This is a genomic window from Methanobacterium alcaliphilum (assembly GCF_023227715.1).
In the GTDB taxonomy this organism is placed as follows: Archaea; Methanobacteriota; Methanobacteria; order Methanobacteriales; family Methanobacteriaceae; genus Methanobacterium_E; species Methanobacterium_E alcaliphilum.
On sequence record NZ_JALKIF010000017.1, the window covers coordinates 1 to 22,874 of the forward strand.

25 protein-coding genes are annotated in these 22,874 nt (G+C 30.9%); 11 read left to right on the forward strand and 14 right to left on the reverse strand.

Annotation, left to right across the window (positions count from 1 at the left end):
• Positions 1–268: 268 nt before the first annotated feature.
• The 5 genes from MXE27_RS10905 to MXE27_RS10925 form a co-directional block, all read right to left on the reverse strand.
• A complete protein-coding gene (locus tag MXE27_RS10905) occupies positions 269–475 on the reverse strand; it encodes a hypothetical protein (protein ID WP_248612474.1) in 207 nt (68 codons plus the stop codon).
• 164 nt (positions 476–639) lie between these two features.
• Complete coding sequence (locus tag MXE27_RS10910) at positions 640–1,272, reverse strand: hypothetical protein (protein ID WP_248612475.1); 633 nt, start codon at positions 1,270–1,272, stop codon at positions 640–642.
• 58 nt (positions 1,273–1,330) lie between these two features.
• A complete protein-coding gene (locus tag MXE27_RS10915; protein ID WP_248612476.1) occupies positions 1,331–2,149 on the reverse strand; it encodes a metal ABC transporter permease in 819 nt (272 codons plus the stop codon).
• Between the two features lie 30 nt (positions 2,150–2,179).
• Positions 2,180–2,926 (reverse strand): metal ABC transporter ATP-binding protein, encoded by a 747-nt coding sequence (locus MXE27_RS10920; RefSeq protein WP_248612477.1) that lies wholly within the window; start codon positions 2,924–2,926, stop codon positions 2,180–2,182.
• Between the two features lie 35 nt (positions 2,927–2,961).
• Complete coding sequence (locus MXE27_RS10925; protein ID WP_248612478.1) at positions 2,962–3,870, reverse strand: metal ABC transporter solute-binding protein, Zn/Mn family; 909 nt, start codon at positions 3,868–3,870, stop codon at positions 2,962–2,964.
• Between the two features lie 190 nt (positions 3,871–4,060).
• Here MXE27_RS10925 and MXE27_RS10930 point away from each other — a divergent pair, with 190 nt between their 5' ends.
• Positions 4,061–4,444, forward strand: a complete 384-nt coding sequence (locus tag MXE27_RS10930; protein WP_248612479.1) for a CopG family ribbon-helix-helix protein — start codon at positions 4,061–4,063, stop codon at positions 4,442–4,444.
• A 57-nt stretch (positions 4,445–4,501) separates the two neighbouring features.
• Here MXE27_RS10930 and cobM read toward each other — a convergent pair whose 3' ends face one another.
• The 4 genes from cobM to MXE27_RS10950 all read right to left on the reverse strand — a co-directional run bounded on the left by cobM (position 4,502) and on the right by MXE27_RS10950 (position 7,267).
• Positions 4,502–5,272, reverse strand: coding sequence for a precorrin-4 C(11)-methyltransferase (gene cobM / locus MXE27_RS10935; RefSeq protein WP_248612480.1), 771 nt, complete (start codon positions 5,270–5,272; stop codon positions 4,502–4,504).
• A gap of 164 nt (positions 5,273–5,436) precedes the next feature.
• A complete protein-coding gene (locus MXE27_RS10940; RefSeq protein WP_248612481.1) occupies positions 5,437–6,342 on the reverse strand; it encodes a DUF166 domain-containing protein in 906 nt (301 codons plus the stop codon).
• Between the two features lie 71 nt (positions 6,343–6,413).
• Positions 6,414–6,677 carry a TIGR00304 family membrane protein gene (locus tag MXE27_RS10945; RefSeq protein ID WP_248612482.1) on the reverse strand — a complete coding sequence of 88 codons (264 nt, stop codon included), beginning with the start codon at positions 6,675–6,677 and terminating at the stop codon, positions 6,414–6,416.
• A 101-nt stretch (positions 6,678–6,778) separates the two neighbouring features.
• Positions 6,779–7,267, reverse strand: a complete 489-nt coding sequence (locus tag MXE27_RS10950) for a methyl-coenzyme M reductase family protein (RefSeq protein ID WP_248612483.1) — start codon at positions 7,265–7,267, stop codon at positions 6,779–6,781.
• A gap of 206 nt (positions 7,268–7,473) precedes the next feature.
• Here MXE27_RS10950 and MXE27_RS10955 point away from each other — a divergent pair, with 206 nt between their 5' ends.
• From MXE27_RS10955 to MXE27_RS10990, 8 genes are all read left to right on the forward strand, one after another.
• Positions 7,474–7,914, forward strand: coding sequence for a hypothetical protein (locus tag MXE27_RS10955; protein ID WP_248612484.1), 441 nt, complete (start codon positions 7,474–7,476; stop codon positions 7,912–7,914).
• 40 nt (positions 7,915–7,954) lie between these two features.
• On the forward strand, positions 7,955–8,449 hold the full coding sequence (locus MXE27_RS10960) for a hypothetical protein (protein WP_248612485.1): 495 nt from the start codon (positions 7,955–7,957) through the stop codon (positions 8,447–8,449).
• 171 nt (positions 8,450–8,620) lie between these two features.
• Entirely contained in the window at positions 8,621–9,274 is a 654-nt protein-coding gene (locus tag MXE27_RS10965; RefSeq protein WP_248612486.1) for an RAD55 family ATPase, read from the forward strand.
• A 191-nt stretch (positions 9,275–9,465) separates the two neighbouring features.
• Positions 9,466–9,843, forward strand: a complete 378-nt coding sequence (locus MXE27_RS10970) for a roadblock/LC7 domain-containing protein (RefSeq protein ID WP_248612487.1) — start codon at positions 9,466–9,468, stop codon at positions 9,841–9,843.
• 2 nt (positions 9,844–9,845) lie between these two features.
• Positions 9,846–11,021 carry an ATPase domain-containing protein gene (locus MXE27_RS10975; RefSeq protein WP_248612488.1) on the forward strand — a complete coding sequence of 392 codons (1,176 nt, stop codon included), beginning with the start codon at positions 9,846–9,848 and terminating at the stop codon, positions 11,019–11,021.
• Positions 11,022–11,732 carry an RAD55 family ATPase gene (locus MXE27_RS10980; protein WP_248612489.1) on the forward strand — a complete coding sequence of 237 codons (711 nt, stop codon included), beginning with the start codon at positions 11,022–11,024 and terminating at the stop codon, positions 11,730–11,732.
• Between the two features lie 24 nt (positions 11,733–11,756).
• Positions 11,757–12,455, forward strand: a complete 699-nt coding sequence (locus MXE27_RS10985; protein ID WP_248612490.1) for an RAD55 family ATPase — start codon at positions 11,757–11,759, stop codon at positions 12,453–12,455.
• A gap of 132 nt (positions 12,456–12,587) precedes the next feature.
• Positions 12,588–13,478, forward strand: coding sequence for a tetratricopeptide repeat protein (locus tag MXE27_RS10990; RefSeq protein WP_248612491.1), 891 nt, complete (start codon positions 12,588–12,590; stop codon positions 13,476–13,478).
• A gap of 37 nt (positions 13,479–13,515) precedes the next feature.
• On the opposite strand, the gene MXE27_RS10995 is transcribed toward MXE27_RS10990, so the two are convergent.
• From MXE27_RS10995 to metG, 4 genes are all read right to left on the reverse strand, one after another.
• On the reverse strand, positions 13,516–14,493 hold the full coding sequence (locus MXE27_RS10995; protein WP_248612492.1) for an MraY family glycosyltransferase: 978 nt from the start codon (positions 14,491–14,493) through the stop codon (positions 13,516–13,518).
• Between the two features lie 4 nt (positions 14,494–14,497).
• A complete protein-coding gene (locus MXE27_RS11000) occupies positions 14,498–14,962 on the reverse strand; it encodes a helix-turn-helix domain-containing protein (RefSeq protein WP_248612493.1) in 465 nt (154 codons plus the stop codon).
• 83 nt (positions 14,963–15,045) lie between these two features.
• The gene (locus tag MXE27_RS11005) at positions 15,046–16,617 is read right to left on the reverse strand and encodes a DUF530 domain-containing protein (RefSeq protein ID WP_248612494.1); all 1,572 of its coding nucleotides are present in this window, start codon (positions 16,615–16,617) and stop codon (positions 15,046–15,048) included.
• On the reverse strand, positions 16,614–18,617 hold the full coding sequence (gene metG / locus MXE27_RS11010; protein WP_248612495.1) for a methionine--tRNA ligase: 2,004 nt from the start codon (positions 18,615–18,617) through the stop codon (positions 16,614–16,616). Before metG ends, MXE27_RS11005 begins: the two co-directional genes overlap by 4 nt.
• Before the next feature lie 437 nt (positions 18,618–19,054).
• Here metG and priL point away from each other — a divergent pair, with 437 nt between their 5' ends.
• Both priL and priS read left to right on the forward strand, forming a co-directional pair.
• On the forward strand, positions 19,055–20,407 hold the full coding sequence (gene priL / locus MXE27_RS11015; protein ID WP_248612496.1) for a DNA primase large subunit PriL: 1,353 nt from the start codon (positions 19,055–19,057) through the stop codon (positions 20,405–20,407).
• 39 nt (positions 20,408–20,446) lie between these two features.
• A complete protein-coding gene (priS, locus tag MXE27_RS11020; RefSeq protein ID WP_248612511.1) occupies positions 20,447–21,427 on the forward strand; it encodes a DNA primase catalytic subunit PriS in 981 nt (326 codons plus the stop codon).
• Positions 21,428–21,481: 54 nt separating this feature from the next.
• On the opposite strand, the gene cca is transcribed toward priS, so the two are convergent.
• The gene (gene cca / locus MXE27_RS11025; RefSeq protein WP_248612497.1) at positions 21,482–22,858 is read right to left on the reverse strand and encodes a CCA tRNA nucleotidyltransferase; all 1,377 of its coding nucleotides are present in this window, start codon (positions 22,856–22,858) and stop codon (positions 21,482–21,484) included.
• Positions 22,859–22,874: the final 16 nt, after the last annotated feature.

Sequence of the window (22,874 nt, forward strand, 5' to 3'; positions counted from 1 at the left end):
AAAACAGTCAAAATCAAAATCAATTGCTTTCTTCTCATCATTTTTCACCTCCATTAAAAATTATTTTTCAAAAAAATATGTGATACAATTAACACTAATTATATCACTCAAATATTATAGTAATACCAATTATATAATTTGTGTTATTACTAAAATGGGGAAAATCCGAGAAAAAGTAATACAAATTATTAGAATAATAATTATATAGTATTTTACAAAAAATTGTTAATAAAAAAAATAGAAAAACTAATTATAAAGAATCAAATAATTAAAGTGTTATGGTAACTATATGTGCATGGGGAATAATAACAGATGTTTTAGTTTTACCACCCCTCAACTTAAGTTCTAAAAGCACATAATCAGTTTCAACTATTTTGACTTCACCGTAGTAAGTTTTACCAGTGATAATCGTTATGCTTAAATAATCATCTAAAGCAGATTTCAAGGTATCTCTTAAGTCAGCACCACATTTCATTTAGAGTCTCCAGGATTGTTTTAAATAAATTAACAAAAATATCATTAAAATTTAAAGTTGATTAATTAATTGATTAAAATTGATAATAAAATTTTTGATATGGATTTCCTAATCCAAATAAATCAAATTTTATTAAAAATAGAAGAACACACCCCACATTTTAATCATTTATTTTGCATTTTTTTAACAAAAAGTAACACGAGAAGCAGTATTACAATTAAAATAATTAACGAATAAATAGAAGTATTTAGAACACTACGATCTTCGGGTTCAGGGGTCACGGCTTGATCCGTGAAATTTTCTAAAGATGAGGAACCGTCGTTATAGGAATAAACCATTCGAGCTTTTGTAATATTTAGTTGATTGGGATTAACTGATTCGATTTTAAGGACCATTAATGCACTTTCAAGTGGATTAGATTCAGGGACTACTCCATAAAATCCAGAAAGATTTAAATTAGACTTTATAATTCTTTTATCATTATTAAAAAAATTTTCAATAGAAGAATCATTCATCTTTGAAAAATCAAGTTGAGAATAATCAGATTTTTGCATGGCATAAATAGAAACCTGACTTAATTTATAAAATGAAAACTCAGAACTATTAATCAATTGAAAAGAAGGATTCGGAATGCCATGAGCTAAAAAAACGTAATCAGAATAATCATTTATATTTTCAATTTGGTAATTTAAGCCCACTTCTTTAGTTCCAGGCTCTACAACATCTGCCCAACATACATTACAGGAAACAAAAGCTATCAATAATATAAAAACTAGATTTATTTTTCTAATCCCCATCATAACATTCTATTTGTTTTAATGGGAATAAAACATTTTTTGAAAAAAGTTGATTAATCTATACTTCATTGAGCTCTTCTAATATATTTTTCAACAAATAAGATATTAAAAATCCAGTTGCTAAAACAATCACAATTGTAGCGCCTGAAGAAAAATCAAATATGAAAGATAGCCATAAGCCCACCATGGTTAAAATAATACCTATAATACATGAACTTAACATTAATTTTTTGATATTAAATGTAAACTGCTTGCTTATTGATGCAGGTATAGTTAAAAGAGCAATTATTAAAATTATTCCGACTACTTTTATCATTACTACAACACTTAGGGCGACTAATGCTAAAAGCAGCATATAAAATAAATTAGATCGAACACCTACTGATTGAGCAAATTCTTCATTGAAAGCAATAGCATTAAATTCTCTGTGAAAAAGAAAAACAGTTAAAATTATTATTATATCTAAAAAAAACATTATTAACAAGTCAGTTGAAGGAACTGTTAATATACTTCCAAAAAGATAACTAAAAAGATCTGGAGCATAGCCCGGGCTTAAGTTAATAAATATTATCCCCATGGCCATTCCCACTGACCATAAAATTCCAATAGCTGTGTCTTCACTTATATTAACTTTTTTGCTGGCAATTCCCATAAAAAGAGCAGATAAAACACTGAATGGTATGGCTGTGACTATAGGATTTATTCCTAGCAGATAACCTAATCCAATACCTCCAAAAGCTGCATGAGAAATTCCACCACTAATAGAAACAATTTTTTTGATTACTACATAAGTACCGACTATTCCGCAGGATATGCTAACTAAAATAGCTGCTATGAAAGCATTCTGCATGAATTGGTACTGGAATAACTCTAACATGGCCACCACTAAATAATAAATTTGAACCCATCAATGTTCTCTTAAAACCCTATGTGGAATTCCATGAGCAATTAAATCAATAGGACATTGATATGCTTTTTCTAAACCTTTAATGGATTCTTCTATTGAACCATGCGAATAAAGGCGTCTATTTAAACAGGCTATGTTATCCACATAAGATGAGACAACACCCACATCATGGGATACCAATACAACTGCCATTTTCTCTCGAATATCTTGTAAAAGATCGTAGAAAGAGTTTTGAGTTTTAGGATCAATACTGGAAGTAGGTTCATCAAGTAAAAGAATTTTCGGTTCTCGGGCCAGTGCTCTGGCTAAAAAAACACGCTGCATTTGACCACCCGAAAGCCTTTCAATTTGTCTATCTTTTAAATGATGTATATCAAGGTTTTCAAGCCATTTTAAGACAATTTTTTTATCATTTTCATTGTAGCCTTTAAAGACATCTTTGTACCTACCCATCAAAACTGTTTCAAAAACGTTAATAGGAAAATCAGTTTCAAAATGAGTGTGTTGTGGCAAATAGCCCACAAAATTTCTAGATTTTTCAGGCGATTCACCTAAAACTTCAACATATCCAGAAGTAGGTTTAATTAACCCCAATATAATTTGGAGTAATGTACTTTTTCCGCCGCCATTAGGGCCTATAATTGCTAAAAAATCGTTTTCTTTTATGGATATAGTTATATCTTCTAAAATATAGTTCTTATTTAAAACATAATTAATATTTTTTAGAACTATTACATTTTGTGCCATCTAACCCACCAATTAAAGAACTATCATTATATTCATTAATTCTGATTTTTCAAGGTTTTCAGTAAGTTTTCCATATTTTCCATGTAATTGCTGCTTAATGGATCTATTACCACAACATCCGCACCAATATCCCGGGCAATGGTATCTGCATTTTTACGGCTAATTTGTGGAGATATGAAAATAACTTTTATATCATTTTCTTTGGCCATTGCAATTATATCTGCCATAGTTTGAGGGGTTGGTTCTTTACCTTCTTTTTCAATGGCTATTTGCTTTAATCCAAATTCCTTAGCAAAATAGCCCCATGCCGGATGGTAAACTAACATGATTGAATTGTTTTTTCCAGAAAGTTCTCTGGAGATTTCAGTATCTAATTCTCCCAATTTATTTAGATAATTCTCTTTATTTTGATAATAATAATTTTGATTGGCTGGATCTGCTTTGGCCAATGCTTCATATGTATTTTCCACCATCATCATAGCATTTTTTGGGGAAGTCCATACATGAGGATCCGACTCACTTTCCAGGTGCGACTCTGCTGAATTACTTCCACTATCCTCCATTTTAATTAAATTAATTCCTTTAGAAGAATTAACAACCACCATTTCAGGATTCATTGATTTTAATTTATCCATCCATATTAATTCAAACTCTATTCCTGAACCTACCTCCAGATAAACATCGGCTTGTGATACCTGTCTTAATTTACTAGACTCTGGCTCATAAGTATGGGGATCAGCTCCAGAAGGAACCATTATTACAACATTTATTTTATCTCCCGCTATCTTCTCTATGAACTCTTTTTGAGGCATTATTGAAGCAGCCACAGTTATTTTCTGAGTATTATCACTATCAGAGTAGATAAAAGTTAATGCAAATAATAATAAGCTTGTTAGTGCAATTAATAGAATTATTAAAACCAAAATTTTTTTCTTTGGGGTCATTTTATCCCTTAAAGATTTTCTAATTTAATAAGTTTCAACATACCAAGAATATTCAATCATTTCGCTTCAATCATATATATGCAATTTTTATTAAATAAATTTTAATATTTTATAACAATTAATAATATTTAAATTTTGTTTAATAGATTTTACACTAAAATATATAAATAATTATTAAAATAGTATATTTATGACAGTTATAAGTATTTCACTTAATGAAAAACTTTTATCTGAAATCGATGATTTAAACAAAGAACTGGGTTTTTCTGGAAGATCTGATGTCATTAGAGCTGCTTGTAGAACACTTATAGATGAAAATAAACAAAAAAAAGAAATTTCGGGGCATATAAATGCAGTTCTTTTTATCATACATAGCCAAAAGGTTGAAGATAAAGTAACTGAAATAAAACACGACTTCGAAGATATAGTGAATACTCAAATACATAGTCATTTAAAAGAGAACAACTGTTTAGAACTATTCATTTTAGAAGGAGATTCGAGTAGAATATATGAGATTACCCGGAACTTTAGAAACTGTGGTAAAATGGACTATTCTAAATTGGTAGTATTTTAATCATTTAATAATAACAAAAAATGGGAAAATTTAAAAAAGATAATTTAGGTCTAAAAATTAAATATCTTTAGAACCTTCCCTGTATTCATGTGTAAACTCAGCATCATACAATTTAGATACTTTAAAATCTCCAGGATCCAATACTTTTCCTACAATGATAAGTGCAGTCTTGGTTATTCCAGCTTCTTTTACTTTATCAGAAATATTTTCTAAAGTGCCTCTGACTACCAGTTCTTCATCCCATGACGCTTTTTTTACAACACCTACCGGTGTTTGAAGAGGATAACATTCTAAAAGATCACGAACCACATCTTTAATCATGTGAACACCTAAAAAAATGCACATGGTTGCTTGATGTTGTGCTAGAGCAGAAAGTTGTTCTTTTGAAGGTTTAGGAGTTCTACCTTCAGGACGAGTTATTATAACCGTTTGTGAAATTTCAGGTAGAGTTAATTCTGTTTTAAGGGCAGCAGCTGTAGCAAATAGGGAACTTACACCAGGTATGATTTCATAATTAATTTTTCTGTTTTCTAATTCCCTTATCTGCTCACCAATTGCACCATATATAGATGGATCACCAGTATGAACTCTTGCAACTATCTTACCGTTCTTTACCTCTTTTTCCATTAATTCGATTATATCTTCTAAATTCATGGATGCACTATTGTAAATCTTGGCACCTTCACTTGAACAATTTAATATTTTTTTATTTACCAAAGAACCCGCATAAATAATGATTTCAGCAGTTTCAATTACTTTTTGTCCTTTGACTGTCAATAATTCAGGGTCGCCTGGACCTCCTCCGATGAAAATAACTTTACCTTCCATTTTTTTCACTTATCACTGTTTTATTGTTTTGATTGCAATGCATCGTTGTATATTACCCATATTCTTTTTTAATCATGAAATTACAAAATCTTTATTTAATAAATTATGGATTAAACATATATAATTGAGTTATATCAACAAATTTGAGAAAAAAATAATTATTGCTATTTTTTAGATTTAAGAATGATTTTTTCTTCAAAAACTTCAATAGCACCATAAGGGCATTCTTTTATGCAAATTTCACAAATTCCACACGACGCAGGATCAATTTCAGCTTTTTTATCTTCTTTAATAAATATGGTATTATCCCCTGCTTTAACATTAGGGCATGCTTTCAAACAAAGATAGTCGCAATCTTCTCCCCCCAAACAAATTTCATTATCCACGGCAGCAGATTTTAAGGAGTATCCTAAAGCTCTTTTAACAGCTTCTTTTGTTTTATAGCCAGCTAAATGCATTATTGTATCTCCCAATAAAGGATCAACATTCATTGAAGCCAAACAGGGATAATTATGGAATTTATTTCCTGCCTCAAATTCAGCTTCAATTGATGGAATACCGACTAAATGTTCTGCTAAATACCATGTAGATCCGCATGGCGCACCCCTAATAACTTTAACCTGTTTTATTTGAGTATTTGCCTGAATTTCCAGTTCTGGCTTTCCAAAAACTTCTACAAACTCATCAATATATAAATCATCCTGAAAAGTTAATGAACAAAATGGTTTGGGGAATATTATTCTAGCAGACTCTATTGAATTTTCAATTTCATTTTTTAGTCCAGAGGGAATTTGTTGAGGGTTGTGAATAGGAACAATGACAGATTGGACACCAGAAATCTCCGCAATAGTTGGAATTACCATGTTTATATCACCAAAAAGACCTACTGATATTAATAAATCAGCTTCAGGTATATTATTAGGGATATGGTCTTCCACATCATCCAAAAATTCAGGAAGATCTTCTGAAAATTCATATAACCCCACAATATCCTTAGCAAATCCCTTAGATGCTATTGTATTTACAATTCGAGACCCATATTCTCCTGAACTTAAAATAATTATATTCATAAATATTTCACCAAATATTAAATTATTTTACCGTGAGATTATTCCTTATTAATCAATGAACCATAAATGAATCAGTGGCGATAGAATAAGAAATAAGACACTATCATTAAAATTAATGCTAAGAAAACCCCAATATATACCATTCCCTTGTCATTACCAAATATTATGGGTATGGGTCCAATCATTATGACCCCGCCAGTTTTAATTTCTCCTCCAGAATCAACATCTTTAGAATCACTTGATGTGACCTGCCACATACTGCCGACGATAATTAAAAAAAACCCCAGCATTATAATTAAAAATCCCGCTATTACCAATGTGCTTCCTTTAATCATATTCTTTTCCTAATGTATTTATTATTGTTAAACTACTAAACCTTATCTTTTATTTAATCACAAACCTATTAACTCATAATAATGTTTTTAATAGAATAAATTTAATTTTCTGTTTTTATTATTTTATATTTAAGATTGCCCTGGATTTCACATATCTCAATCATTCCCATTTGAACCATACCATCTAAAACTTCTGCCATGTATTCAGTGCAACAGATTTCATCTTCACTACAGATCGGTGTCTCACAGGGACATTTAATAGTATTTTTAATCTCAGATTTGCTCATCCATGATCCGTTTTTGCTTAAAATATCAATAAGAGGTAAACAAGATAATATTTTAATTCTATTTTCTTCATTAAAATCAGGAAATTCCAAAATACCTTTAATTTCTTTGGTTTTTTTGATGGTAGCTTCTTTATCTTTATACGGAATGATGGTGAGTACGTGAATTTCCTCTGAAAGAAAATATAACCCTCTAATTAACTGGAAACAATCTTTTTTCAGGATCAAACCACCTAAATCTTCAATAAACTCTCTGAATTCATCAAATTTATAGGATCCTCCTGTATAAACAGTTATTATGTACATTTGTTCCCCATTTCCCCAATAATATATTTTTTCGATTAAAAATTATTATAGAAACAAATTAATATATGTCTTATTTTCCTTATCATTTTTTTCTTATATATTTAAGTTAACTCCAATTATAATACGAAATAGAATATTAATATTAAAAGTTACAATTTATAGCTCAATCGTAATACTTTATATAATATTAATATTAAATTAATTCTATGGACGAAGATGGAGTTTTTAGTGTAGATTTTCTTTTATCGGTAATGATTATTATGTTTATTTTTACAGGACTCATAAATATAATATCAGAACGGGCTATTTTAGCAGAAGAAACCCAAAAATTATCCCAATCCAGGATACAAATAGAAAAAATAAGCAATGCATTGAATAAAGTTTATTGTGGGGGTTATGGTCAAAAGATAAATATAAAACTACCTGAAAAAATTGGAAATTCAACTTATTTAGTAAAAATAAAATATTCTGCAGTATATGTAGAAATTGAAGGGAAAAAAGGTAAAACCCCCCATTATCCTATGACAATAGTTGATTCTAATTTAAAAAATGTGAATGAATTAGTTATCATCCCTGGAAAATCATATTATGTGGAGAATATTCCTTTAAATCATAGTTTTGCATTAAAAATAAGTGAAATAAAATAAAGATAAAATTCTATTAACATTAAGATAAAAGAGGCACCATATGGATTCAAAAGGGCAAATAACCTATGAATATTTAATTTTAGTAGGAATTACAATCATGATTACTTTAATGATTAGTAATTATTTGACTGATGCCCATGAATTAAATATGGCCATGACTGCAGCAAGATCCGGTGCTCTAAGTGGATCTAATATCAATGGATTTGCAATCTATTCAAAAAGTATTTTCAATGAATATGAAACGGAAAAACCAAAAATAACTGCACCCTCATCTATTAAAATAGTAAAAATTGAATCTAAAAATCAGGGCTATAATAATAATTATAAAAAAACTAAAATTCAGTTAAAAGTTTATGCGTCTTGTGCAGTTTTAAAAAATAGCTATGAAAAAAATTCTGTGGGTGATAGAATAAATTATAATGTTAGAAGAAGTATTTGTAAAATTTTTAAAACTGAAAATTCTACAAATGCCTTATTTAATCCTGTTTTTTCGCCAAAATTTGTATTTACTACAGCCGATGTTATATGGGTTTAAAACCACTACCTACAAATTCATGAATGAAAAAGCAAGTACCCAAATAAATTAAATAATAATCATAAGGAGTGATTAACTTACTAAACTCATAATATTATAAGTTAAACAATAATTATCCACTATTTAGAAAGATATTTACACAAATACAAACAATAATTGAATGGTGGAGTTATGGATTATTTACTGGGTGTAGCAGGGTTACCATGGGAAATTCCTCCAGGTAGCAATATACTTTTATCAGGGGACCTTTTCTCTGGAAAAGAATTTTTATCACGTGACTTCATCATAGAAGGTTTGAAAAATGATGAAGCTTGTATCTTAATTTCTACAAATGAAACTGCCGAGAAAATAGTAGAAAATCTGGGTAAAGTAAATCTAGATAATTTATGTATTGTGGATTGCGTATCTAGTAAATTTGGTTCTACTATTGAACAACCATTTTCTGAGCAGATACGCTATGTTGAAAGCCCTATGGATTTAACGATGATTATGGTTGCACTTAATGATTTTCTTAATGTTTTATCCAATGAACGGAAAATAAAAAAAATCAGAATAGTCCTAGACTCTGTTTCCACACTTTTGATGTATTCCAATTTAAGAACTGTTTTTAAATTTTTACATATTTTAACAACCCGTATTCGTTCAACAGGGGGAAGCAATATCATGTTAATGGAAGAGCGTGCGCATGACGACATTGAAATTCGAACTGTAAGACAACTAGCACAGGGAATCATTAATATGGAAACAAATACGATTCAGATAAAAGGTTTTAAAACCGCTCAAGCACAATATGAACTTAATGAGAATAAAATTATTATAAAATAACTCTTCTTATTATTATAACTATGAAAAATAGTATTCTTTGTAAATATGACCGAAATTAGCTATTAAAACAAAAATTTAAAGAATAATGGCAATAAATTATAATTGCAAATGAATCAGAATTTACAAAATGTTCATTTTATATAAGTCTAAAGATAAAAATAATAATATACTAATGTATTTAGGGTGAAGGTATGACCAAAACAAAAAAAGAAAAACTGGATGATGTACTTTCTGCATTCATGCAAGTGGGACAGATTAAAGCAAGTGGCATTGTATCCAAAGAAGGTCTACTTATTAATTCACGTACACCTCCCGATGTGGATGCTAGAATTTTTTCAGCTCTTTGTTCAACTATAATGGGAGCAGCTGAAGCGGCTTCTGGACAAATGAATACAGGATCAGTAGGAGAAATTTCTGTTAGGACTGAAAAGGGAACCATAATTTTAAAACCCGCCGGAGATAAAGCAATTTTTACAGCATTAACTGAACCAGAAGCTCAATTAGGTCTTATTCTATTTGAAATGGAAAGTAGAGCAAGCCAAGTCGATGCTATCCTCAAGGAGATGTAAATATGCGGAAAACCTACATTCCTAAGCTTGATGATCTTTTGGGTGGAGGTATTTTAGATGGTGTTTCCATCATGTTTTGTGCTTATCCCGGAGTCGATTGTGAAGCATTTGGTTATCAAATGCTTAATGGAAGAGTTGAAGAAGGAGATCCTGCTTTTATTTTCACTAATGTCGCCGAACCCGAAACTATACAATACGAATTTAATTCTTATGGATGGGATTTAGAGTCATTTCTGAAAAATGAAAAAGTTTTTTTTGTAGATGGTAGTTCCAGTTTTATAGGAGCCCCTTCAACAAGCAAATACCATATAAATGATTACTCAAAAGTAGAAGATACTATTTTAAAAGCAATTGAAGAAGTTCCTAATGGCATTGCCGTAATCAACAATCTTTCTGTCATAATTGATTATCTTGATAATGGTAACACATTAAATATAATTCAAAAATGGAATGAAAAAGCCAAAGAAAACGAAACGACTTTAGTTTACATATTTACTGAATGGGACTATTCAAAAGAATTAGTGAATAAAATTAAAGAATCTATGGACTGTGTTGTTGATTTAAAAACCATTGAAGAAAGAGTAATTATTGGGCAGGGATTTATGGTTGCTAATTCTTCATGGACTGAACCTATAAGTACCATGGTACTATTTTTTGTAGTACAGCCCGGTGGAGTTAAAGTTTATGTTCCTAAAATCCTGGTTACGGGACCTTATAATTCTGGGAAATCAAGTTTTGTGAAATCTATATCAACAAAATCAGTTTCTGTTGATAGAAAAGCAATGTCTGCTTTTCCAACTACTATTGCCATGGATATAGGTCATGTTGATTATAAAGGTTTTTTAGCCGATGTTTTTGGAACACCAGGGCAGGAAAGATTTGATTTAATATTAGATGTATTATCTAAAGAAGCAGTTGGATCATTTATTATAGTAGATTCCACGGCACCACAGACTTTTGCTCGTGCTAAAGAAATGATTCGAAAAACAAGAGCTGAAGCCATACCTAAAGTAATCATTGCTAATAAGCAAGATTTACCAGATGCTCTTTCTCCCGATGAAATAAGAGAAAAAATGAAATTAAACAAAGATATACCAATTATCCCCACTATTATAACTGAAAAAAAAGGCATAACCGAAGCCTTAGATGCTTTACTAGAACTACTTTATGGTGATTGAATGATACTTCGTATACCCTCAGGAATAACTGGTTTTGATGCATTAACTGCCAGCGATAGTATTGGGGGCATTCCAGAAAACACAGTTACTTTGGTTTATGGACCCCCAAAAGCAGGAAAATCAATTTTCTGTTATCAATTTATGTATAATGGATTATTGCAGGGTGAACCTTGTTTGTATATTACAACTGACTATGGAATTAAACAATTCCAACAAAATACCAGCGATTTTGGATGGGATTTAGAAAATTACTTCGAAGAAGAAAGTTTATATTTAATTGATGCTATTTCCAGTGTCTCAGGAAGTAAGATAATGGAAACCAGTACCTATCTCTCGTCTTCAGTTCACAATCCCACAGATATTATGGTTAAATTAGGTGTGGGGACCAGATTCATTTCTCAAAAAGCACCGCGATTCCGTTCTGTTTTGGATTCTCTTACCACTTTAATGGCATTCAATCAGGAAATGTTAATTGTTAGAGTATTAACCGCCTATATAATGCGAATTAAAGAAGCAGGGGGAACGGCAGTAGTTACTTATACTGAAGGTTCTGCAGATTCCAAAGTTGAAACTATGTTAAAAGCCATTGTGGACAATATAATAAGATTAGATGGTGATGAAATAAGTATTGAAGCAATGGTTGGAACTGGAAAGAAAAAAGCAAATTATTCAATAACTGACCAGGGAATCGTAGTTAAAGATAGTAAATAATATTCTAATTTATATGTGATAATCATGAGCGAAAATTTTGAATCAGGAATTCCTGGTTTTGATGCAATGCTTGCTGAAAAAGGCCTTGATGGTATTCCTAAAGGCACAGTTAGTCTAATTTATGGTCCTCCTAAAGTGGGTAAGTCCATTTTTTGTTACCAATTTATGTATAATGGATTATTAAAAGAAGAACCTTGCCTATATATAACAGCAGACTATGGTTGGAAACAATTAGAACAAAGAGCCATGGATTTTAATTGGTTTCTAAAAACACATTTAGATAATCAAAATATTTATGTAATAGACCTTCTATCCCGACTGTCCGGTATGAAACTTGAAGATTCAACCAATCATAAATTTTCATCAATTCAAAACCCCACAGACATGATGGTGAAAGTAGGTACCGGTACCAGAACAGTTTTTCAAAAATCAACTAAATTTAGATCTGTCTTTGACTCTCTTACGACCCAATTTGCATTTAATCCTCCAAATTTAGTTTTAAGGGTTGTTAAATCATATATAGATAGAATTAGAGAAGCTAATGGTATGGCATTGATTACACAAACATATGGATCAGTTGATGATAAAATTGATGAATATCTGATAAAAATTGTGGATAATCTAATTATAATGGATGGCAATCAAATTTCATTTGAATCAAGCGAAATAGATACCATAGAAACAAATTATAATATAAACAATTCAGGTATTGTTATTAAATAACCTGATTCTTTAAAAGAATTTATACCACATAACACCATCATATAAATTTGCAAATCAGATAACCCTCAAAAGATCCCTGATTTTAGATAAAAGTAAAACCTAGAATATTTTATCAAAATAAGGTGATGAAAAATGATTCTTCAAACTTTAGGCGTATTTGATGCTTTCAAGAAAAAAAACGAAGAGTCATTAGAGTATTATATTCAAAGGCTTGAAGAAATCCAAAACGAAGAGTTTGATTTACTTATAAATATTAGTTCTATTTTTTTAGATGAAGAAAAATTTGAAGATTCTATTAAATATTTAGAAAAAGCTTTAAGAATGGCTATTGATTTAAATAATAACGAATTAGAAGCCTTTGTTTTAGATTCAATTGGTGATGTTTATTTAAATTCACGAGAAATTATTAAAGCATTAGAATATTACCATGAATCTTTACGTATTTATCGCTCCACTAAGTCTCCGTTGAAAGATGAAGTAAAGGAGAAAATAAAAGAAGTAGAAAAAATTAAAGAAGCCCTTGATATATCTGAAATTAATAAAATGAAAGGTATTGCGGTTCCTGAAGTTGAAGAAGATTATCAAATGGATATTGCAACTATTATTCCTAAATTAGATTTAATTGTTAATATGATTGATGGTGTATCTATGTATGAATCATATTCTCAAGACACTAATGCTTTAGTTCAATTAAAAGAAGCCTTTAAAATATCCCGTGAAATCGGTGATGAACCGGGGGAAGCAACATTGCTTTTATTAATGGGCAACCAATCATTAAAACAGGAAAAGCTGAATGAGGCTTTTAAATATTTTAAAGATGCCAAGGAATTTTTCCGTCGTTTGAATGATGAAAAAGGTTTGGCTATAACGATGATTCTTTTAGGAACTCTAAACTTTATTCAAGGGGATATTGAAGGAGTTTCTAACAATTTTAGAAGTGCAGTTGAAAAATTCCAAAAATTAGATAATAAAAAAGCAGAATCATTATCTATTGATATTTTAAACACATTATACAATGAATAACGTGAAATTAATTATTTCAAAATAAAAAAATGAAAATTTAAAAATAGATTGGATCGAAAGGAATTAAATAAGCTATTAAAATTCCAAGAAATCCAAATAAAATTCCAATTGCCCAAACAATTATTACAACACTTCTCTCTTTCATTGGTTTTCTTAAGATCCAACGTATTAATGATTTGAATCCTTCATCTGGCACTAATAACCTGCCGTCTTCGCGCACTTTGGTAGGAGTATGATTCTGTCTTTCTACAACACCCGCACTGTAAAACTTTAAAATACCATCTATAATATTAGGTAAAAGTATTATAAGAGCTATAAGCTTTACTCTTCCAATAAAGGCAACTGCTGCGATACATGCGCCAATAATCAAGGTCCCCACATCCCCAGGGAATACACGGGAGGGGTGTCGATTATACATCAAAAATGCCAGTAAAGCACCTAACATGGCAATAGTGATGATGGAAACATTATATTTACCCATTATAATGCATGATATTGTTAAAGATATCATAGCAATGGAACCTAAACCGGATTCAATGCCATTTAAACCAGCCAGCATATTTGTTAGGTTAGATGCAATAGAAACGGAAATTGGCATCATTATCAAATAGAGAATACCTACTTGAGGAGGTGCAACCCAAATTAGAGGAAGGCCTGCTAAAAATAGTAAAATAAGCTTCTCTTTAGATGAAAGCATGATTAAATCATCAACCATACCCACAATTCCCACTAAAAGAATAACTAAAAGAGTAATAATTAGTTCATATTGTATATGGGGAAAGGCATAAATACCTAAAAACATGCCTATGGTGAATCCAAAAAGAATACCAATTCCCCCCATTTCAGCAACAATGGGTCTAGAAATTTTATGTATATCTTTACCTACCACATCAGCATTTTTTAATTTGTTTATGAGCCGAGGCATTACTAAATATGTTGATAAAAACGAAACAAGACCACAAATTCCTGAAATAATTAATATTGTTTGATAATCAAGTGAAATAATAAATGCCATAATATCACCGCTTTAAAATATAATATACTGTCCTTAAAGGTATCTGTAATCTTGATGATATTTCCTTTGGACTGACACCTTGTTTGGCCATTTTTTTAATATTAAGACGTGTTTTTTCATTGTATTTGAATTTTCTACCTTTTTTAAGATTTAAATCTTTTTTAAGATAATAAACAGTTTTTAAAGGAATATTCATTTGGCCAGATACTTGTAAAGGGCTTTTACCTTCTTTCAAAAGTTTTGTGACTATCATCCTATCATTTTGAGAATATTTTCTGGGCCTACCTTTCCTTTCAATAGATTTTACTTCAATTCCCAACTCTTCCAGAGCTTCTAAATATTTTGGAGAGATTCTTTGATAAATACTTGTAGGACAATTAATTTCTTTTAAGTCAGGGTTTTGATCAAGCAGAGCCATGATCTTTCTAGAAGTCAATGGTTGATTGACATAAACCTTTTCTGATGGCATATAATCACACAAAGCAGATACTTTTTAATTTAATAATTTAAATAGTCTCACAATTTAATATAAGCTTAATAAGTTATTTCAAGTTATTTTTTGATCATTTCTAAAAATTTCTTGGCTTTTTTAGTATTGGGCTTTCCCATTGTGTTAATATTATTTTTTTCTACTTTAACAGTTTTAATTTCCACGGAAAATAAATCAGCACAAATATTAAGGTCTATTCCAGATTCAATATTAAGCACCGCCGCACCAAATCCCGCAGGATCAACTTTCATATGCAATCCTTTCATTTTTTGCTCAATTTCAAATTTCTTAAGTAGTACTTTTTGAATATTAGATATATAATAAATATTTTCATTTAGATGATTTGTTAATACATCCAAAACGTCCCTATCAAAATCTAAAAATACTTTAACCTGGTTTCTATCTAAAATAGGCCTTAAATTAGGAAAAGGTCCAGAATAATGAGTTCTACGATCAAAAGACGTGCCTAAATAATACTTTGTCATGTCCCATAATATAAGAACAAATGGAATTTTTGAAAAAATATTTTTTTTGATTTTCTCTCTAAGATCAATATCACTTTTTAAGTATGGATTTAAGTTTCCCTGTGAGTCGATTAATTTATTTTCTTTTAGAAGTCCATCCAGTATAGCATTTTCAATATCTTCAGGGCTATCTAATTCTTCAAATCCCGTGGGGACAAAATTTTTAGCTTCATTTAATAATATATCATACTTTTTAAGGTTGTTCAAGTTATGTAACATGGATTTAAAAATCCCATCCTCGTATTTTTTTAAACAATTTTCAGAATATTTTACATATCCTAAAGCCAATGCAGTACGAGTATGGCGATCATTGATAATAGTGGGTTTTTTTCTATGAAATTGTAAAAATTCTATCCTTACATTGGAACCATACCTTTTTCTAAGTTCTTTTTCATAGTTTAGATTATCATCAGCATCCATAGATACTCTTTTGCGAATCCATCTACCCGATTCCATAACCTTGATAACCAGAGAAACAGTTTTTACAACACCCTTTTTTTCTTGCTTTAAGGTCTTCATTATTATCTTAAAAGAGTCTCTTCCCCAGGGTGTCAGCTCAGACATTTTTACCATATAATCCCCCGAAAGAGGGAGATGTGAAATCATTTTCGTCCGGAATACCCCTGATTTATTTAATTTTAATTCCCAATCATTCATTCCACATGAACAATTAAATTTATCAAAATTAGAAATATCCTGCACTTTATAAGTTTTTTGACATGATTTGCAATAAAGAACTGCAAATTCTTCCAGATGCCCTAAAGCAATTTTATGAGAGGATATGGCTGATTTTACACGATCTAGTACGTTTTTTTTAGCGGCTGCTTTTGTTCTGAAGTATTGATTATGGCGATTAACATCATGCTGTTCCTCAACCATGACTTCACCTGGTGCAAATGAACCGTACTTGGAGAGAGAACGGTAAGGGGCTTTATATCCCTTAGATTCCATTAACTCTTTCAAGTTCTGTAATTCATCAAGGTTATCCTTCAGATATTGGTAAATCTCCATAAACCCATCAAGGGAGGAAATAAAATCTAAATTAAGTTTTTTTCGGCGAATATTGCTTAAAAACTTTTCAGATTTACCAATTAAAACAGTTTCATTCATTTTATTCTTTCACCAATAGCAGCAGTTTCAGAACTTAAAATACTTAAACTATCAGAAGTGGCCAGTATCATTCCTTCAGATTTTACTCCAAATAGTTTTGCAGGGGCTAGGTTAACCAGCACAACAACTTTTTTATTTAAAATTTCATCATCGGAATATTTCTTGGCTATACCTGCAACAACCTGAATCTGTTTTTCTTTAATATCAACTTGAAGTTTTAATAAATTATCAGAACCTTCCACAGATTCTGCTTCAATTACCTTGCCGATTCTAAATTCTAATTTAGCAAAATCATCAATACTTACTATTTCTGTCATTTCATTATCCTCCGAACTGTCATGGACCTCTTCTTCTAAATTTTTATAAAGGTCTTCTTTTTGTTTTTCGATAAATTCATCATCAATTTTAGCAAATAATGGTTTAGCTTTTTTAATTTTATGTCCTGATGGAATAAATGAGCTTGTATTATCCCATACAATATTGTCTGTGCTTAAATTTAAAGTTTCTAAAATTTGAAGAGATTTTTCAGGCATGTATGGAATTAAAAAAATAGCTAATACTTTAGTCAGCTGATTACATAAATACAAACAATTAGCTGCTTTTTCTGGATCCTCTTTAACTGTCTTCCAGGGTTCTTGATCATTAAAATATTTATTTCCTTTTTTTGCCAGTTTTATAACATTAACCAGGGCTTCCCTAAATTTATATTCTTCAATTAGATTCCCTATTATTAATGGGGCTTCTTTGATAGATTGTTCAAACTCCAAATCATCACCACTAAAATCAGTTGCTTCGGGTATCTCTCCATTGAAAAATCTTTTGGTGAATGAAAAAGTTCTGTGAATAAAATTTCCCAATACATCTGCCAGTTCATCATTAACTCTGCGCTGGAAATCATCCCATGAGAAATCAGTATCACGAGTTAAAGGTGCATTAATAGTTAAATAATATCTTAGTACATCCGCATCAAAGTTTTTTAAGAAATCAGACGTCCAAATCACCCAATTTTTACTGGTTGACATTTTACTACCTTCTAATGACAAATATTCACCAGCAATAATATTTTTAGGTAGCTTACACCCATAAGCCATGAGTAAAGCAGGCCAGAATATAGAATGATGGTATATTATATCTTTACCTATAAAATGGACGGCCTTCTCATCCCAATATTCTTTCCAGAGTTTGCCAGTTTTCCCAGACCATTGAGCTGCTGAAGAGATGTATCCTAAAAATGCCTCACCCCACACATAAATTATTTTTCCTTCAGCCCCGTCTAATGGAACAGGAATACCCCATTCCATATCTCGAGTAAGTATCCAATCTTTAAGCCCTTCTTTTATCCATTGCAAGGCATAATTTTTAACATTTGCCGGCAGTTCCTTATTAGAAATAATCCAGTTATGTACATCATTTTCAAAATGGCTTAATTTGAAAAAATAATGTTTGGATTCTTTAATTTCAGGTTTTGAATTACAGATTAAACACTGAGGTTCAACTAACTGAGTAGGTTCCAGATGTCGGCCACATACCTCACAATGATCTCCACGAGCGCCTTCTGAATCACAATGAGGACATATGCCTTCCACGTACCTATCTGGCAGAAATCTTCCACATCTATCACAATAAGGTTGTTTTATTTCTTTTTCATAAATAAAACCTTTTTCATATAACTTTAAAAAGAAATTCTGACTTATTTCATAATGTAAAGAATCAGTAGTCCTGGAAAAATTATCAAATGAAATGTGGCATGCATGGAGATCTTCTTTAATCATATTATGATATCGAGTCGCAATCTCTAGAGGTTTTTTACCCTCTTTTTCTGCTTTTACTGCGATAGGGGTTCCATGTTCGTCGGTAGAACATACAAATAATACTTCATTGCCCTTCATTCGATTATATCTGGCGTAAATATCTGCAGGGATATAAGTTGAACGTAAGTGACCTAAATGCGTCGGGCCATTAGCATATGGCAATGCACAAGTGATAAATAGTTTACTCAATGATATTCCTCCTCACACAAAATGGGCGTTATTTAAAGCTTGAATAGGTTATTTTAATTTAATTATAATAATCAAAGGATTAATTCATTTTGAATTGCGAATCCATTAATACAATACAGATGATAATATAAAATTTTTAAATCATAAGAATCTAATTTTACAAAATATTAGAAATCTATCCTATTTTAATCTATTTTTATATATAAATTTGACGCAGATAATTAACCATATAGATTTATTTGATTTAAACCACAAAAACTCAGCAAACTGATGAAGAAATACCCCATATTCTATTTTTTCATTTGAAAACGTCAGTTCAACCTTTATTTTAATTTTATTGCACTAAAATATATGATTTTCAGGTGAAAATTTTTATCACAAATTAACAATTACACATTTAGTTAAGTTATTTATCCTTGATTTTACTAATTAGATATATGGTTTCATTATCATTTCTAAATCCACTTTCTAGTGAAGGGGAAGAAATAGTCAGAGAAAAAGGATCTTTAGACCATATATCTGATATTAATGCAGAACTATTAATGGTTGTGAGAGAAAGCGAATCTCAAAAAATTTCTAATGATTCATATATTCCTCAAAGCTATGCAGACTTAGCGGTAAAGCGAGTAGAATGGTATGCCCGTAAAAAGAATGATAAAAAATATAATCATAATGATTATGCATTCTTATTAAACCCTGAAATAACTGAATTTGATGTTATAAGTTTTTATATTGCAGCACAATCAGTTGGTATTAAATTTAAACCAAATTCAAGAGAAACACGCCTAATGATTGAAGCCCAGGGAAAATTAGTTGAAGAGAGATTGGAAAAAATACCATCTTATCAACGGAAAGAAATTGTAGATAATCTCTTAAATCAACTGGTTTTTGAAGATAACATCCCCTGGACTTCCATTGCTGAGTTACTGGGAAGTAAAAAAATTAGGTTAGCTGATTTAATCCTTGATCAGGGAGAAGTTATACTAGAAAAAGACGACTTTATGGATCGATTTGATGAGAAAATTATTGGCAGACCTTCTGAAAAGATGTATGATCTTTTAATTGGTGAGAGAATTAAGATAATGATTATAACTCGAATGATCATGCAGAATACCGAGAACTATATTAAACGAGTTCATGATATGGCTTCTAAAATTGAACCACACCCCTCACTCCTGCAGATTGCAGATCAAATAACTGAAAAAATAAATGAAAGTATTTCCTATTATTCAAGTTCAGGAGGAGGGTTTGGTGGTGATATTAAAGCATCTGAATTAGTGCATGAAGCATTCCCCCCATGTATCCAAAAAACAATTGAAGGTGTGGGTTCGGGTAATAGGAACGATGCTATAGTCCTATTGCTCACATCATTTATATCATATGCTCGTTTGTATCCATCTGTCTTTAGAAACGATATCAGTATGAAAATTTCCGATATTGATGCTGATCTCCAAATAACAATAAATGAAATACTACCCTTAATTTATGATGCTGCTGATCGCTGTACTCCCCCATTATTTGAAGACGACCCTCAAGAAAAACTTAATATTACTGCTAAATTAGGTTTTGGTGTGCATACTATCCCTGAGCTAAAAAATGAAGGGGAAAGTAAGTGGTATACTCCAATGAGTTGTGAAAAAATTAAAATCCATCTCTCATCATTGTGTAAGCCAGATGCCACCTGTAAAAACATTGGAAACCCTCTTTCCTATTACAACAGAAAGAGGTGGGAACTCAGAAAGAGTGGTGGCAAATCTAAGACAAATGAAGATACTAAAAATGACGAATAATGATTAAAATAAACTATTGAATAAATTAAGGTGATATTGATTTTTGAAGCATCTACTTTAGAAGAAAGGAGAAGATATTATCGGGAAGAATGGAATGTTAAAGAATTACCTGATTTTATCAAAAAAGACCTGAATAAAAGAGAATTTGGATTCGATCATTTAGGTAACGGGCCTAATGATAGGTACCGTATCTTTAAAACTCAGGATATGATAAGGCGTTTTATGAGATATAGATCCCCATTTGCTGCTTACTGTTCTATTGCTTTTTATAATAAACCTTGGCAAAGAGGTGACTGGTTAAAATCTGAATTAGTTTTTGATGTAGATGCTAAAGACTTGCCTATTCGATCATGCAACTGTGAAGGAGTATGTAACATTTGTCTTAACGAAGCCAGACAAATAGTCCTTTTGATTCTGGATACTTTAAGAGGTGATCTCGGTTTAAAAGATATACATATGATTTATTCCGGGAGAGGATACCACATAAGAGTCCTGGATGAAGAAGTAATGACTTTTGACAGCGAAGTCCGTTCTCAAGTCTTGAAATATGTTTCAGGAGCAGAAGCTCCGAAAAACAAATACGTCCTAGAAAATGAAGTAGATCAAAAACCTTATGAGTTAGAACACTTTTTAATCCCATTTGGTTATCCTGCCGTTTTTACCAGCCGAGTGAAACACTCTATAATGCACATTACCGGTAAAGAGAAAATTGAAAATATAAATACTAAATTATTGAAGGATATAATCAAATACAGAAATTTAGTTGAAAAAGGAGAATGGGGTCTTTTTAAGAATAAAATTGGGCCAATAAGATATAAAAATTTTGTAGAATCCATGTCCCAACTCAATATGGGAATTGTAGATGCTAAAGTGTCTATTGATCTTAAAAGAATTTTAAGACTACCTACATCTCTTCACTCCAAGGTGAGTATGAAATGTATGGAAGTTAAGAATATAGAAAATTTTGATCCTTTAAAAGAAGCAGTACCTAAATTTGTAATGGAACGAAAAGATTATTAAACTATTTATTAATCCAGGAAGGTATAATAAATATAATTAAATTTTTAATTTATATTATCTATGTAAATGATTACCTGGATTTAAAAAGTCAAAAAAGAATTTTAATGTCTCATTGGAACACATATCGGATTTTAAAAACTCATTTATCCCCATGACCTTATGGTCCATCAAAATTTCTTTTCTTAAATGTTTTCCAATTCTTAAATGGTGGATATTTTCAGGGGTTAAAATATCTTCCAAAAATGATTCGGGGGTTCGGTGTTTTCTCTCAACATTGACCACCCATTGATCATTTTCTACCCAAGCCTGTTGGTTATACTTATCTAAAAATCTTTCCTGGTGAATCCTGGAGAAAACCTTTGGTCCCACGTGTTTTTTATATTTTGAAAGAAACCATACATCCAATTCTAGTGAAATGATTGCAATGCCCGATTCATCTGTCCATGACCCACAGTTAATCACATTAAAACCATCATAATTGAGTTTAGACTCTAAAGATTGTTCAGTTTTCTTGAGTTGAGGATATATAGCATCAGCAGGGATTTTAGGTGGTTTAAAAATAATTAATATGGTCTTGGTGCCCCTATCTTCAAATACTGCTTCAATATCTTTATTATTACAATAACAACTTAATGGGTAAAAATAACTAGTTTTAGGATCTTGCAAAAAATTTCGAGAAGCCACAATGAATTCTGACATTTTTTGAATATTTAAAGCCGCAGCCACATTTCTATTTTTATCAGTAGGATCCACTACCACCAAGGGTTCTGTGAATCTTACCCCCGTACCATAATCCTCTAAATCAATGATAAATCCACTCTTCCATAAAGATGAAGAAGCTTCTAAAACTTCCTTAAAAGAACCATATTCTAAAATTAATAGTTCACATAGGTATCCTGCAAATCCACCCACTTTGAATTCAGACCCATAAGTCTCAATACCTTCCATGAACTTTTTAAGTAATAAAACTTCGTCAATCTGTTCTCGCTGTAGGTGTTTATTTATGTATTCTGTGTGAAGAATAGTTCGATCTACTGCAGATTTTAAATCGTCCGCAGTTTTTATAGCATAGCATGGCACAAAATCTACATCATACCCCTGTATATGGCCCGTTACATAGGGGTGTGATGCATATCTCTCTTCAAATGTACCCTTCATTTTTTTAATGCACTGATGACCTAAAAATAATCCCTTAACTTTAAGTTCCTCCAGAGGCGTTTCCAGTGGAAAATGAATAAAAATATCAATATCTGCTTTACCCGATAACCATGTGCCCTTGGCAACAGAACCAACAAGTATTGCCAGGGCATTGATCCCCTTTTCCTGTGCCAATTCATTGATATAATTAATCATTATTTTTGATAGTGATTGAATTTTTTCTTCTTCATGCCTTTCAGGTTTTATGTCCATTAGAATATCATTGAAATCCATAGAATTGCCTCATTAA

Coding starts and splice junctions, on each gene's coding strand:
- priL (WP_248612496.1), top strand. CDS start 19,055: ATGGTTTCATTATCATTTCTAAATCCACTTTCTAGTGAAGGGGAAGAA.
- MXE27_RS10950 (WP_248612483.1), bottom strand. CDS start 7,267: ATGTACATAATAACTGTTTATACAGGAGGATCCTATAAATTTGATGAA.
- MXE27_RS10940 (WP_248612481.1), bottom strand. CDS start 6,342: ATGAATATAATTATTTTAAGTTCAGGAGAATATGGGTCTCGAATTGTA.
- MXE27_RS10975 (WP_248612488.1), top strand. CDS start 9,846: ATGCGGAAAACCTACATTCCTAAGCTTGATGATCTTTTGGGTGGAGGT.
- MXE27_RS10910 (WP_248612475.1), bottom strand. CDS start 1,272: ATGGGGATTAGAAAAATAAATCTAGTTTTTATATTATTGATAGCTTTT.
- MXE27_RS10990 (WP_248612491.1), top strand. CDS start 12,588: ATGATTCTTCAAACTTTAGGCGTATTTGATGCTTTCAAGAAAAAAAAC.
- MXE27_RS10980 (WP_248612489.1), top strand. CDS start 11,022: ATGATACTTCGTATACCCTCAGGAATAACTGGTTTTGATGCATTAACT.
- MXE27_RS10970 (WP_248612487.1), top strand. CDS start 9,466: ATGACCAAAACAAAAAAAGAAAAACTGGATGATGTACTTTCTGCATTC.
- MXE27_RS10985 (WP_248612490.1), top strand. CDS start 11,757: ATGAGCGAAAATTTTGAATCAGGAATTCCTGGTTTTGATGCAATGCTT.
- MXE27_RS10965 (WP_248612486.1), top strand. CDS start 8,621: ATGGATTATTTACTGGGTGTAGCAGGGTTACCATGGGAAATTCCTCCA.
- MXE27_RS10925 (WP_248612478.1), bottom strand. CDS start 3,870: ATGACCCCAAAGAAAAAAATTTTGGTTTTAATAATTCTATTAATTGCA.
- cca (WP_248612497.1), bottom strand. CDS start 22,858: ATGGATTTCAATGATATTCTAATGGACATAAAACCTGAAAGGCATGAA.
- MXE27_RS10915 (WP_248612476.1), bottom strand. CDS start 2,149: ATGTTAGAGTTATTCCAGTACCAATTCATGCAGAATGCTTTCATAGCA.
- MXE27_RS10960 (WP_248612485.1), top strand. CDS start 7,955: ATGGATTCAAAAGGGCAAATAACCTATGAATATTTAATTTTAGTAGGA.
- MXE27_RS10930 (WP_248612479.1), top strand. CDS start 4,061: ATGACAGTTATAAGTATTTCACTTAATGAAAAACTTTTATCTGAAATC.
- MXE27_RS10955 (WP_248612484.1), top strand. CDS start 7,474: ATGGACGAAGATGGAGTTTTTAGTGTAGATTTTCTTTTATCGGTAATG.
- MXE27_RS10995 (WP_248612492.1), bottom strand. CDS start 14,493: ATGGCATTTATTATTTCACTTGATTATCAAACAATATTAATTATTTCA.
- MXE27_RS10920 (WP_248612477.1), bottom strand. CDS start 2,926: ATGGCACAAAATGTAATAGTTCTAAAAAATATTAATTATGTTTTAAAT.
- cobM (WP_248612480.1), bottom strand. CDS start 5,272: ATGGAAGGTAAAGTTATTTTCATCGGAGGAGGTCCAGGCGACCCTGAA.
- MXE27_RS11005 (WP_248612494.1), bottom strand. CDS start 16,617: ATGAATGAAACTGTTTTAATTGGTAAATCTGAAAAGTTTTTAAGCAAT.
- MXE27_RS11000 (WP_248612493.1), bottom strand. CDS start 14,962: ATGCCATCAGAAAAGGTTTATGTCAATCAACCATTGACTTCTAGAAAG.
- MXE27_RS10945 (WP_248612482.1), bottom strand. CDS start 6,677: ATGATTAAAGGAAGCACATTGGTAATAGCGGGATTTTTAATTATAATG.
- MXE27_RS10905 (WP_248612474.1), bottom strand. CDS start 475: ATGAAATGTGGTGCTGACTTAAGAGATACCTTGAAATCTGCTTTAGAT.